Source organism: Streptomyces rapamycinicus NRRL 5491 (assembly GCF_024298965.1).
Lineage (GTDB): Bacteria > Actinomycetota > Actinomycetes > Streptomycetales > Streptomycetaceae > Streptomyces > Streptomyces rapamycinicus.
In genome coordinates this window covers 5,234,656-5,246,514 of the sequence record NZ_CP085193.1, presented here as the reverse complement: position 1 = coordinate 5,246,514, position 11,859 = coordinate 5,234,656, and the positions used below count along the sequence as shown (strand labels likewise).

Annotated in this window: 9 protein-coding genes; 7 read left to right on the top strand and 2 right to left on the bottom strand. The window is 68.5% G+C overall.

Annotated features, from left to right (window positions below; genetic code table 11):
• The first annotated feature begins 601 nt into the window (after nucleotides 1-601).
• The 7 genes from LIV37_RS21795 to LIV37_RS21765 all read left to right on the top strand — a co-directional run bounded on the left by LIV37_RS21795 (nucleotide 602) and on the right by LIV37_RS21765 (nucleotide 8,153).
• The gene (locus LIV37_RS21795) at nucleotides 602-1,453 is read left to right on the top strand and encodes an FG-GAP repeat domain-containing protein (RefSeq protein WP_158634897.1); all 852 of its coding nucleotides are present in this window, start codon (nucleotides 602-604) and stop codon (nucleotides 1,451-1,453) included.
• A 489-nt stretch (nucleotides 1,454-1,942) separates the two neighbouring features.
• Nucleotides 1,943-2,314 (top strand): 30S ribosomal protein S12, encoded by a 372-nt coding sequence (rpsL, locus tag LIV37_RS21790; RefSeq protein WP_014054153.1) that lies wholly within the window; start codon nucleotides 1,943-1,945, stop codon nucleotides 2,312-2,314.
• A 2-nt stretch (nucleotides 2,315-2,316) separates the two neighbouring features.
• Nucleotides 2,317-2,787, top strand: a complete 471-nt coding sequence (gene rpsG / locus LIV37_RS21785) for a 30S ribosomal protein S7 (protein WP_014178748.1) — start codon at nucleotides 2,317-2,319, stop codon at nucleotides 2,785-2,787.
• A gap of 38 nt (nucleotides 2,788-2,825) precedes the next feature.
• Entirely contained in the window at nucleotides 2,826-4,946 is a 2,121-nt protein-coding gene (gene fusA, locus LIV37_RS21780; protein WP_020869273.1) for an elongation factor G, read from the top strand.
• Between the two features lie 225 nt (nucleotides 4,947-5,171).
• Nucleotides 5,172-6,365 (top strand): elongation factor Tu, encoded by a 1,194-nt coding sequence (tuf, locus tag LIV37_RS21775; protein ID WP_020869272.1) that lies wholly within the window; start codon nucleotides 5,172-5,174, stop codon nucleotides 6,363-6,365.
• A gap of 113 nt (nucleotides 6,366-6,478) precedes the next feature.
• Nucleotides 6,479-7,066, top strand: a complete 588-nt coding sequence (locus LIV37_RS21770; RefSeq protein WP_020869271.1) for a hypothetical protein — start codon at nucleotides 6,479-6,481, stop codon at nucleotides 7,064-7,066.
• Nucleotides 7,059-8,153 (top strand): SRPBCC family protein, encoded by a 1,095-nt coding sequence (locus tag LIV37_RS21765; protein ID WP_020869270.1) that lies wholly within the window; start codon nucleotides 7,059-7,061, stop codon nucleotides 8,151-8,153. The genes LIV37_RS21770 and LIV37_RS21765 overlap by 8 nt, the downstream gene beginning before the upstream one ends.
• A 344-nt stretch (nucleotides 8,154-8,497) precedes the next feature.
• On the opposite strand, the gene LIV37_RS21760 is transcribed toward LIV37_RS21765, so the two are convergent.
• Entirely contained in the window at nucleotides 8,498-10,651 is a 2,154-nt protein-coding gene (locus LIV37_RS21760) for a PIG-L family deacetylase (RefSeq protein ID WP_121824657.1), read from the bottom strand.
• A 169-nt stretch (nucleotides 10,652-10,820) separates the two neighbouring features.
• The gene (locus tag LIV37_RS21755) at nucleotides 10,821-11,810 is read right to left on the bottom strand and encodes a GNAT family N-acetyltransferase (protein WP_020869268.1); all 990 of its coding nucleotides are present in this window, start codon (nucleotides 11,808-11,810) and stop codon (nucleotides 10,821-10,823) included.
• Nucleotides 11,811-11,859: the final 49 nt, after the last annotated feature.

Sequence of the window (11,859 nt, the reverse complement as noted above, 5' to 3'; positions counted from 1 at the left end):
TCCCCCTTTGCGAGTCTCGGTCCTAGCGGTAAATGGCGTGCGCGATTGCACCGCGTCCATCGCTATCGATGGTGTGGCCTGGTCACAGAACGGTCAAGCTAAAAAAAGCGCCTTACTGATCCATTACTAATTGGGGTGCCACTATGTGCCGCCATCTCACCATTTATTTCGGGACGGGCGGGACATGCCGTGCGGAAAACGTGACGTTCATCGCACCGGGGCCTGAAGTGGGCATTCACCCGGTCGATGGGTCGTTCCGCCACGGCCGCCAACTGTCGTGGACCTGGGCCGAGTTCCCTAGGGGTACCCAGGTTGACCTGCGGCAACGCCATCAGGTTCGGGCCCGGAGCGGTCGCTGTCAAGATCCTCGACACCCTCCAACGCCTGCTGAGGTGCTGGACCGGCATCTGCGTCACCTGCCACCAGCCCCTGTCCAGCGGAACGACGCCAAGATCAAGGCAAGCCTGATGGAGCGGTACTAGGGGTTGGTCTAGGGGTTTACCGGGCGAACAGCGCCCATAGGATGGGCAAATGCCTGGTGGCGCGCTCCTCGGTAATTCCGCATGGGGGCGCTTGTCGAACCCTGGAGCGGGGAGAGTCGATGCTGTTCTACACCGGTCATTCCGGTTCGTTCGACGGGAACGGTAGGCAGGATATTCTCGTCCGGCATGGGAGCGAATTATTCGTCTACCCGGGATCCGGTGCGCTGAATGGATTGAAAACGTACGGCGAACCCATGAAGATCGGTGTCGATATTCTCCCCGATCACTATCTATGGGTGGGGGCCGGCGATTTCACGGGTGACGGCAGGGCTGATGTGTTCGCGCTCACCGTGGAAGAACAGGGCTATATCTTCCTCAATCGCGGCGGTCTCGCCGGACTGGACACTCTGGCGGAACCGGTCCACATCGGCGGGAAACTGCCGGAGGTCGCCTACGACACGATCGCCCTCGCCGATATGAACGCCGACGGCAAGACCGACATCATCGGCAGGCAGGGCGGCACCAGCAAGATCGACATCATTCCCTTCGCCGGCGAGGTCGATGGCACCAACAGCTTCGACGCGCCTGTGCGGCTGGCCACCCTCGGGGCGACGGACATCCCCCTGGGTGCCGCCGACGTCACCGGCTCCGGCCGCCCCGAACTGCTCGTCCTCCATGACAACGGCGACCTCGCCCTCTACCTCACGCCCGACGAGGGCCTGGACCCCCACGGGGAGCCGGTGGGCGAGGGCCGCTGGCACACGATCGGCCACGGCTGGGACACGCTGGACATCATCGATGTCACGGACATCAACGGCGACGGCCGGCCGGACCTGCTCGGCCTGCGGCAGGACGGCTCGCTCGTGGCCTACGCCCACAGCGGCACCTTCGACCCCAACGACCCCACCGCCGTCTTCCGGGAGCCCGTGGTGGTGGCGAAGAGCTGGCGCGATGTGACCGCCATCAGCTGACGCGGACCGAGGCCCATAGCGGACCGAGGTCCGTAAGGGCGCACCTCATGTCCGTATGAAGGTGACGGCCAGTAGGACCGGTATCGCTCACAGGGCGGTCACCCCCTCGCGGGGTGGCCGCTCTGCGGCGTTCCGGATGGGAGGAGGAGAGCAGCCGGGAGAGCGGGCTCTCCTCGGGCAGCGGTCCGCGAGCCGCCGCCGCGACTGTTGCCGAGGGCGGGGCCCGGCGGGACAATTCCGGCGTGTCGGGGTCCGGTGCATTGTTTTGACCGAAGTCGATGAGGTAGGTACGCTCAGACCTTGTGCCTGGGGTGTGCCCGGGTCCTCGCGCGTGCACTCGTCCGCGTGGGGAGCTGGAGTGTCGACACCAACAATCTGCACTCTCTGAGCTTCCGCGGAGAGCTGCGGTGCGCGACACACCCGACCGCGTGGGTCGGAGAAACTCCAGGTTAGCTTTACCGAGACTGGCACACAGAAACCGGAGAAACGGTGCCTACGATCCAGCAGCTGGTCCGCAAGGGCCGTCAGGACAAGGTCGAGAAGAACAAGACCCCCGCCCTCGCGGGGTCGCCGCAGCGCCGTGGTACATGCACTCGCGTGTTCACCACGACGCCGAAGAAGCCGAACTCGGCGCTCCGCAAGGTCGCGCGTGTCCGGCTGAGCAGTGGGATCGAGGTCACCGCCTATGTCCCGGGTGAGGGGCACAACTTGCAGGAGCACTCCATCGTGCTCGTGCGCGGCGGTCGTGTGAAGGACCTGCCGGGTGTTCGTTACAAGATCATCCGCGGCTCCCTCGACACGCAGGGCGTCAAGAACCGCAAGCAGGCTCGCAGCCGCTACGGCGCCAAGAAGGAGAAGTAAGAATGCCTCGTAAGGGTCCCGCCCCGAAGCGCCCGGTCATCATCGACCCGGTCTACAACTCTCCTCTGGTGACGTCCCTCATCAACAAGGTCCTGCTGAACGGCAAGCGCTCCACTGCCGAGCGCATTGTCTACGGCGCCATGGAGGGCCTGCGCGAGAAGTCCGGCAACGACCCGGTCATCACCCTCAAGCGCGCGCTGGAGAACGTCAAGCCGACCCTCGAGGTCCGTTCCCGCCGTGTCGGTGGCGCCACCTACCAGGTGCCGGTCGAGGTCCGTCCCGGCCGCTCCTCCACCCTCGCGCTGCGCTGGCTGGTGGGTTACTCCCGCGCCCGCCGCGAGAAGACCATGACCGAGCGCCTGATGAACGAACTGCTGGACGCCAGCAATGGTCTGGGCGCCTCCGTCAAGCGTCGCGAGGACACCCACAAGATGGCCGAGTCCAACAAGGCCTTCGCGCACTACCGCTGGTAGTCGCTACCCCATCGAGAACCGAGAGAAGACTGAGCCATATGGCCACCACTTCACTTGACCTGGCCAAGGTCCGCAACATTGGGATCATGGCCCACATCGACGCGGGCAAGACGACCACCACCGAGCGGATCCTCTTCTACACCGGCGTGAGCTACAAGATCGGTGAAGTCCACGATGGCGCCGCCACCATGGACTGGATGGAGCAGGAGCAGGAGCGCGGCATCACCATCACGTCCGCCGCGACGACCTGTCACTGGCCGCTCGAGAACGTCGACCACACGATCAACATCATCGACACCCCGGGGCACGTCGACTTCACCGTTGAGGTGGAGCGCAGCCTGCGCGTGCTCGACGGTGCCGTGACGGTGTTCGACGGCGTGGCCGGCGTCGAGCCGCAGTCCGAGACGGTGTGGCGTCAGGCGGACCGCTACGGCGTTCCGCGTATCTGCTTCGTCAACAAGCTCGACCGCACCGGTGCGGAGTTCCACCGCTGCGTCGACATGATCACGGACCGCCTTGGCGCGGTTCCGATCGTCATGCAGCTGCCGATCGGCACCGAGGCCGACTTCAAGGGCGTCGTCGACCTCGTCACCATGAAGGCGCTGGTCTGGTCCGCCGAGGCGACCAAGGGCGAGATGTACGACACCGTCGACATCCCGGACACCCACACCGAGGCCGCCGACGAGTGGCGCGGCAAGCTGCTCGAGACCGTCGCCGAGAACGACGAAGAGATGATGGAGCTGTACCTGGAGGGCGAGGAGCCCACCGTGGAGCAGCTCTACGCGGCGGTCCGCCGTATCACCATCGCCTCGGGCAAGGGTGAGGGCACCACCGTCACTCCGGTGTTCTGTGGCACCGCGTTCAAGAACAAGGGCGTGCAGCCCCTGCTCGACGCCGTGGTCCGCTACCTGCCGTCGCCGATCGACATCGAGGCGATCGAGGGCCACTCGGTCAAGGACCCCGACGAGGTCATCAAGCGGCGTCCCTCCGAGGAAGAGCCGCTGTCGGCTCTGGCGTTCAAGATCGCGAGTGACCCGCACCTCGGCAAGCTCACCTTCATCCGGGTCTACTCGGGCCGCATGACGGCCGGCACGCAGGTGCTGAACTCCGTCAAGGGCAAGAAGGAGCGCATCGGCAAGATCTACCGGATGCACGCGAACAAGCGTGAGGAGATCGAGTCGGTGGGTGCCGGTGACATCGTCGCCGTCATGGGTCTGAAGCAGACCACCACCGGTGAGACCCTCTCCGATTCGTCGAACCCGGTGATCCTGGAGTCGATGGACTTCCCGGCCCCGGTCATCGAGGTGGCCATCGAGCCGAAGTCCAAGGGCGACCAGGAGAAGCTGGCCGTCGCGATCCAGCGGCTTGCCGAGGAGGACCCGTCCTTCCGCGTCAAGACCGACGAGGAGACCGGCCAGACGATCATCTCCGGCATGGGCGAGCTGCACCTCGATGTGCTGGTCGACCGCATGCGCCGGGAGTTCAAGGTCGAGGCCAACGTCGGCAAGCCCCAGGTGGCCTACCGCGAGACGCTGCGCAAGCCGGTCGAGCGGTACGACTACACGCACAAGAAGCAGACTGGTGGTTCCGGCCAGTTCGCGAAGGTGCAGATCGCGCTGGAGCCGCTCGAGGGCGATGGCTACGAGTTCGAGAACAAGGTCACCGGTGGTCGCATCCCGCGGGAGTACATCCCGTCGGTGGACGCGGGCTGCCAGGAGGCCATGGAGTTCGGCGTGCTCGCGGGCTACCCGCTGACCGGTGTGAAGGTCACCCTGCTCGACGGTGGCTACCACGAGGTCGACTCGTCCGAGATGGCGTTCAAGATCGCCGGTTCGATGGCCTTCAAGGAGGCCGCCCGCAAGGCCAGCCCGGCCCTGCTCGAGCCGATGATGAAGGTCGAGGTCACCACGCCCGAGGACTACATGGGTGACGTGATCGGCGACATCAACTCCCGTCGCGGGCAGATCCAGTCCATGGAGGACCGGAGCGGCGCCAAGCTGGTCACCGGCCTGGTTCCGCTGTCGGAGATGTTCGGCTACGTGGGCGACCTGCGCAGCAAGACGTCCGGCCGCGCCAGCTACTCCATGCAGTTCGACTCCTACGCCGAGGTTCCGCGGAACGTCGCCGAGGAGATCATCGCGAAGGCCAAGGGCGAGTAACGCGGGTTCATCCGCATTTCTCACCCTTTAGGCTGGAAGCACAAGGCATCGGGGCATCCCGGCATGGAGCGCGTTCACCGCGTTCCATGCCGGGCCCCGGCCGCCGGCCCCCATACGAATACGGCGAAGGGCATCCCCCTCGGGGTCCTGGCCGGTTCGGTAAGACCACCTGAACCCATCCGCAAAGTGTGGATGCGTACAGAACCACTCCACAGGAGGACCCCAGTGGCGAAGGCGAAGTTCGAGCGGACTAAGCCGCACGTCAACATCGGCACCATCGGTCACATCGACCACGGTAAGACCACGCTTACCGCTGCGATCACCAAGGTGCTGCACGACGCGTACCCGGACCTGAACGAGGCCTCGGCCTTCGACCAGATCGACAAGGCTCCTGAGGAGCGCCAGCGCGGTATTACCATCTCCATCGCGCACGTCGAGTACCAGACCGAGTCGCGTCACTACGCGCATGTTGACTGCCCCGGTCACGCCGACTACATCAAGAACATGATCACCGGTGCGGCGCAGATGGACGGCGCCATCCTCGTGGTCGCCGCCACCGACGGCCCGATGCCGCAGACCAAGGAGCACGTGCTCCTGGCCCGCCAGGTCGGCGTGCCGTACATCGTTGTCGCCCTGAACAAGGCCGACATGGTGGACGACGAGGAGATCCTGGAGCTCGTCGAGCTCGAGGTCCGTGAGCTGCTCTCCGAGTACGAGTTCCCGGGCGACGACGTTCCGGTCATCAAGGTCTCGGCGCTCAAGGCGCTCGAGGGCGACGCCGAGTGGGGCAAGTCCGTCCTCGACCTGATGAAGGCCGTCGACGAGTCGATCCCGCAGCCGGAGCGCGACGTCGACAAGCCGTTCCTGATGCCGATCGAGGACGTCTTCACGATCACCGGTCGCGGTACGGTCGTCACCGGCCGTATCGAGCGCGGTGTGCTGAAGGTCAACGAGAACGTCGACATCATCGGCATCAAGCAGGAGAAGACCTCGACCACCGTCACCGGTATCGAGATGTTCCGCAAGCTGCTCGACGAGGGCCAGGCCGGTGAGAACGTCGGTCTGCTGCTCCGCGGCATCAAGCGCGAGGACGTCGAGCGCGGCCAGGTCATCATCAAGCCGGGCTCGGTCACTCCGCACACCGAGTTCGAGGCCCAGGCGTACATCCTGTCCAAGGACGAGGGTGGCCGCCACACGCCGTTCTTCAACAACTACCGTCCGCAGTTCTACTTCCGTACCACGGACGTGACGGGCGTTGTGACCCTCCCCGAGGGCACCGAGATGGTCATGCCGGGCGACAACACCGAGATGTCCGTCCAGCTGATCCAGCCGGTCGCCATGGAGGAGGGCCTGAAGTTCGCCATCCGTGAGGGTGGCCGGACCGTCGGCGCCGGCCAGGTCACCAAGATCAACAAGTGACCTGACGCTCCCCGGAGCAAAGAGCCCCATTCGCTTCTTGCGGGTGGGGCTCTTTCGTATGTGGGTACCCGGCCGTCCACATCGAAGCCGCGTTCGACTTCGGGAGCGAACAGATGATGACAAATGGCAAGATCACGGTCGCGGTCGTGGGGGGCTATCTCCTCGGGCGTACGAAGAAGGCGAAACTCGCTGTCGGGCTGGGCATGTTGCTGGCCGGGAAGAAGATCTCGCTGGATCCGCAGCAGCTGAAGAAGTCCCTCGCCCAGGCGCCGCTGCTGAGCGGCCTCAACTCGGAGGTGCGCAAGGAACTCGCCGACGCCACCCGGCAGGCCGCGACCAAGGCCGTCTCCGACCGGGTGAGCGGCCTCGCCGATTCGCTGCACGAGCGCACGGCGCTGCTGCGCGGCGAAGGCGGGGACGAAGACGAGGGCGAGGAGGCCGACGCCGAGGACGAGAGGGACCGGGGCGAGGACGAGGAGCCCGCCGAGGGGCCGGAGGGCGAGGCGGAATCCGGGCCGAAGCGGAAACCGAAGCCGCCGAGGCCTCCGCGCAAGGCGGCGGCCAAGGCCCCGGCCCGCCCGGCGAAGAAGACCGCCGCGTCCGGTTCCGCCACGGCGAAGAAGGCCGCGGCCAAGAAGACCACGGCGAAGAAGGCCACGGCGAAGAAGACCGCCAGGACCGCGGGGGGCCGCAATGGCTGACACGCTCGGCAAGCTCAAGGACGACATCGTCAAGAATCCGGCCACCGACCGTCTGAAGGACGAGCTGCGGAACTATGTCCAGGCGCGGGCGACCCATGCGATCTCCGGCCTCGGCTCGGGCCTCGCCAAGGGCGCGCAGTCCCTCTCCGAGGGCAAGTCTCCGGGACAGGCCCTGATGAAGGCCGGTACGTCCCAGCTGAAGGACTCGCTCAAGGACTCGCTGAAGGAGAAGGTCAGAGGGGTCTTCGGCAAAGGCGGCAAGGGCAAGAGCGGGGGCGGCAAATCGAAGAGCGTGACGGTCGTCGAGGACATCGACGTCGGGGTGCCGGTCCGCGAGGCGTACAACCAGTGGACCCAGTTCCAGGAGTTCAGCACCTTCGCCAAGGGGGTCGTCAGCGTCGAGAAGGCCGACGACACCAGCAGCAACTGGAAGGTGAAGGTCGCCAAGTCCACCCGCAGCTGGCGGGCGAACGTCACCGAGCAGGTCGCCGACGAGCGGATCAGCTGGACCACGGAGGGCGCCAAGGGCACCGTCAAGGGCGTCGTCACCTTTCACCCGCTCGGTGACAACCTCACCCGGGTGCTGCTGGTTCTCGAGTACTTCCCCAAGGGCCTCTTCGAGAAGACCGGCAACATCTGGCGGGCCCAGGGCCGACGGGCCCGGCTCGATCTGAAGCTCTACCGGAAGTTCATCATGATGCGCGGCGAGGCCACGGACGGCTGGCGCGGCGAGATCCGGGACGGCGAGGTCGTGCGGGACCACGAGACGGCCGTGGAGGAGGAAGAGCACGAGCAGGCCGACGAGGCCGCCGGGACCGGTGAGGGTGAGGAGACCGGGGGAGAGGCCGATGAGCCGGACGAGGCGGCTGAGGCTGGGGCTGGGGACGAGTACGAGGAGGAGCCCGCAGGCGGCGAGTCCGAGGAGTACGACGAGGAGTACGAGGAGGAGCCGGAGGCCGCCGGGGAGCCGGACGAGGCCGAGGAACCCGAGGCGTACGAGGAGGACCCCGAGGAGGTCGAGGACCTCGACGAGGAGCCCGAGGCCGACGACCGCCCTCGACGGCGCGCCGCAGCGGCCCGTCGCTGAGCACCCACCGGAACACCCCCGCCCTGGGCAGAACATGACCGGGCCCCACCCAGCCCAGAGACGGCGGGTGGGGCCCGCCCATGCCGCCAGGCCGTGCCGCCCGCCCATGCCGCCAGGCCGTGCCGCCCGCCCATAGGCGAAGCTCCACGGCGAACGCGAATCGGGCGGGGTAGGGGACGCGGCCGGGCCACGTCACCCAGCCCCCGGGCCGGTGGCGACGCCCCTGGCCGGGGGCCGGGGCAGACCCGGCACCACCGGGATGTATGGCGCGGGGCGTGGGCCGGATGACGCGGGGCCGGGGACGGTGCCCCCGGCCCCGCCTCACCCGGTGGTGGGCCGGGCCGTCAGGCCCGTTTCGTGGGGCGGGGGCGCCAGATCCAGGGGGTGGCGTCGGCGGACAGGCCCACCACGCAGACGCCCTGGTGGCCGTCGTCCGCCAGGAGGGCCGGGGCACCGACCGGGGTCAGATGGCCGGGGGAGCGCAGCGGTTTGGCGTCCGGGCCGGTGCCGTACTGGACCTGGACCTCCCCGCCCAGGTCGCGCCCGGCCAGCAGCAGCGTCTTCGCCTCGTGGCGGCCGGACGGTTCGGCCACGGTGTGGGCGGCGATCGCCCCGTAGCCCTCGAAGTGCCGCACCGTGAGGGAGGTGTCGCCGTGGACGGCGGGCACGGTGGCCGTGGGGGTGCGGTAGATCAGCGCGAGCGTGCCGTCGGGGGCCACCGCGGCACCCAGCGGATCCCCGCCGGGGCGCGGCAGACCGGACGGCGGGCGCAGGGCGACCGGGCCGCCGGCCCACTCCTGCGCCCAGTGGTGGACGGTGTCGCGGCCGGGGGCGAGGACATGGACCTGCCCGTCCGCGTCCAGCAGCGCGGTCAGCCCGTCCTGGATCTCGGCGCCGCCGAGCCGCTGCCAGGGACCCCAGTGGCCGCTGGCGTCCCGTACCCGGGTGGCCAGGCTCTTGTCCGCGGTCCGTACGAAGAGGTGCACCCGGCCGTCCGGGGTGGCGACCGCCGCCGGGCAGCCGACCCGGCGGCCGTGCTCGGGGTCGCTCTCAGGGGTGCCGAGCCCGGTCCAGGGGCGGAACGGGCCGTCCGGGCGGCGCTGCTCCAGCACCACGATCTCGCGGAGGTCGGCCGCGCCCTGCCCCGCCAGCGCCGCGAACCGCAGGGCGAACAGCACCTGCCGCCCAGCGCTGTCCCGCACCGCGGCGAGCGCCGGGGCGAGCGGTCCGCCGCCGAGCCCCTGAGGCGCCCCGAACCGTCCGCTGCCGGCCGCCGTCTCGCGCCACCGCACGGCCTGGGCGCCGAGCACGCCGTACGCCACGAGCCGCCCCTGGGCGTCCGTGGTGGGGGCGGGCAGCGAGGCGGGGTAGCGGTAGTGGGTGGAGCGGATCCAGCCCTTGCGGTTCCGCAGCGGGCGCACCCCGCCCTGGCTGTAGTCGCCGCAGCCCGCCGCGTTGCCGCAGTCCCAGTCCGGCGCACCGCCGTAGGACTTGATCGCCCGGGCCTTCTGGGCGAGCACCGCGGGCGGCAGATTGTGCGGCCAGCGCTGGTTGTAGTAGCCGCGGAACGCGGTGGTGGTGAAGCGCGGGGCGCGCTCGTCGCGCTGTGTGGACGCGGTCACCCACTGGGCGATCGCCTTCCAGGTGAACAGCGCGACCGGGGTGTGGTCGCGGTGGTCCGAGCAGCCCGGCTGATCGTTGTCCTTGGGGTGCAGCACGTCGTGCACCTGGAAGTCGGGGTCCGGGTCCAGTGTGTGGATCAGCGTGGGCCGATAGCGGTCCATGATCCCGGCGAGCACGTCGACCAGCGTCCGATGGCCGTACGAACTGGGGTGCGCCACCGGGGAACCGGTGGCCAGGAGGGTGCGCATCACGGTGCCCGGGGTGTCCCACAGCGCGGGGATCCGTACGCCGCCGTCCGACAGCATCGCGATGTTGAGGAAGATCAGCCGGGCGCCGCGGGCGCCGTTCGCGAGGGTGTTGGTCTCCGCCGTGACCCCGCCGGGCAGCCGCAGCACCGACCGCTGCCAGGGCGCGAACTGGTTCAGCCCCATCATCTGCGCGTACGCCTGCCGCAGCCCCTGGTGGCGGGAGGCGGAGTACGCGGCCTTGTCGGCGTCCGGGATCGGCGTCCCCGCCTGATGGTTGATCCCCCGGGCCTCACCGGCCGTGACGTACACGCTCACCACCGGGACTCCGGAGCGCAGCACATGCTCGGCGTCCGGGTTCATGAAGTACAGATCGTCGTCGGGGTGCGCCATGATCTGCAGCAGCAGCGCCCGCTTGTCGCCCACCGTCGAGGTGAACGGCTCCGCCGCCCCGGGCTCACTGGCCCGCGCCGGCCCGGCCGCCGCGCCTCGCGAATGTCCGGCCCCGCATCCGGCGATCCCGGTGACCCCGGCAACCCCCACGGCTCCCCCGGCGGTGAGCGCCGCCAGCGCGGCGAGCGTCTGCCTGCGGGTGGTCCGCGTCCCCCGCGATGTCCATCGACTGTTCAATTTGGTGACCCTGTCACTTCGGCAGCGCGTAGTCTCCGGCTGCTCCGAGTGAAGGGACGGTTGGTGATCTTGACAGGTTGTCCGATGGCCGGGAGGTGTCGGTCACAGATTGGGCACATCGCCGTCACGGGGCCGACGCATCCCGCCGGGGCCGGCCCTTTCGGCCACGTCAGTCGGCGATCAGCACCCCGAGCACCGCGAGCCAGCAGGCCGCGACCAGCACCGGCAGCAGCATCATGATCGCGCCGGTCGGGGACACCTTCAGATAGGTGGCGCCGGGGTCGTCGGTGCGGCGGTTCACGATCCGCTCGCCGCCGTGCCAGGCCATGTACTCCTCGAGCTCGATCACGGCCTCCTTGCGCGCCAGGAGGTACTGCCGCCCGAACCGCAGCATCAGCGAGAAGCCCAGCGACACTCCGACGCCGATGACCGCGATGATCATCGCCAGCCCCTTGCCGAGGGAGCCGCCCGCGCCCTCCTTGCCCAGGCAGAAGGCGGTGGCGGCCGCGAGGCCCGCGGTGATGTAGAAGAAGTTGTTCAGCTTCTGCCAGTTGAGGTTGTCCTCGTGCTTGTAGAGGTCCACCGCGATCCCGTACTGCGCGTGCAGCATCGCCTCACGCGGTTTGCGCCACACCCACACCACCCGGGGCAGCCCGTCGGGCGGGGTCAGCCGGGTCAGCTCCTGGAAGCCGAGCTTGTGGTGGAAGTGGGCGGACGCGTCGTTGGGGGGATCGTTGACCACGGCGGCGATCACGGGGCTCTCGTCCCACTGGTCGAGGACGTGGTAGTAGAGCATCGAGGCGATGCCGCTCCGCGCCGCCTCACGGGCCACACAGATCTGCTTGATCACCAGGAAGTTGCCGAGCGCCGTCTTGATCCGGCGGTTCAGCCATTCGTCCGGCTCGACCTGGGCGGAGCTGTAGGCCAGCAGGAACGCCAGCGCATGCCCGCCCTTGACCGCCACGTAGAAGTGCTCGGCGCTCTCCAGCCGGGCGCGGTAGTCGGCCTCGGTGTACGCCGAGACCAGGAAGCCCCCCTCCACCGTCCCCTGGGCGCCGTCCGGCCCGTTCAGACTCCGTGACTCGGCGAGCCGGGCGATCTGCTCCACATGCTCCTCGCCCGCCCGTAAGATCTCCACCCGCAGCGGCACCCCGGCCATCCCGATCCCCCCTCGTCCCGGCGACCTGGCGCGCCGAACCTACCGTGGG

Coding starts and splice junctions, on each gene's coding strand:
- LIV37_RS21795 (WP_158634897.1), top strand. CDS start 602: ATGCTGTTCTACACCGGTCATTCCGGTTCGTTCGACGGGAACGGTAGG.
- rpsG (WP_014178748.1), top strand. CDS start 2,317: ATGCCTCGTAAGGGTCCCGCCCCGAAGCGCCCGGTCATCATCGACCCG.
- fusA (WP_020869273.1), top strand. CDS start 2,826: ATGGCCACCACTTCACTTGACCTGGCCAAGGTCCGCAACATTGGGATC.
- LIV37_RS21770 (WP_020869271.1), top strand. CDS start 6,479: ATGATGACAAATGGCAAGATCACGGTCGCGGTCGTGGGGGGCTATCTC.
- LIV37_RS21765 (WP_020869270.1), top strand. CDS start 7,059: ATGGCTGACACGCTCGGCAAGCTCAAGGACGACATCGTCAAGAATCCG.
- LIV37_RS21755 (WP_020869268.1), bottom strand. CDS start 11,810: ATGGCCGGGGTGCCGCTGCGGGTGGAGATCTTACGGGCGGGCGAGGAG.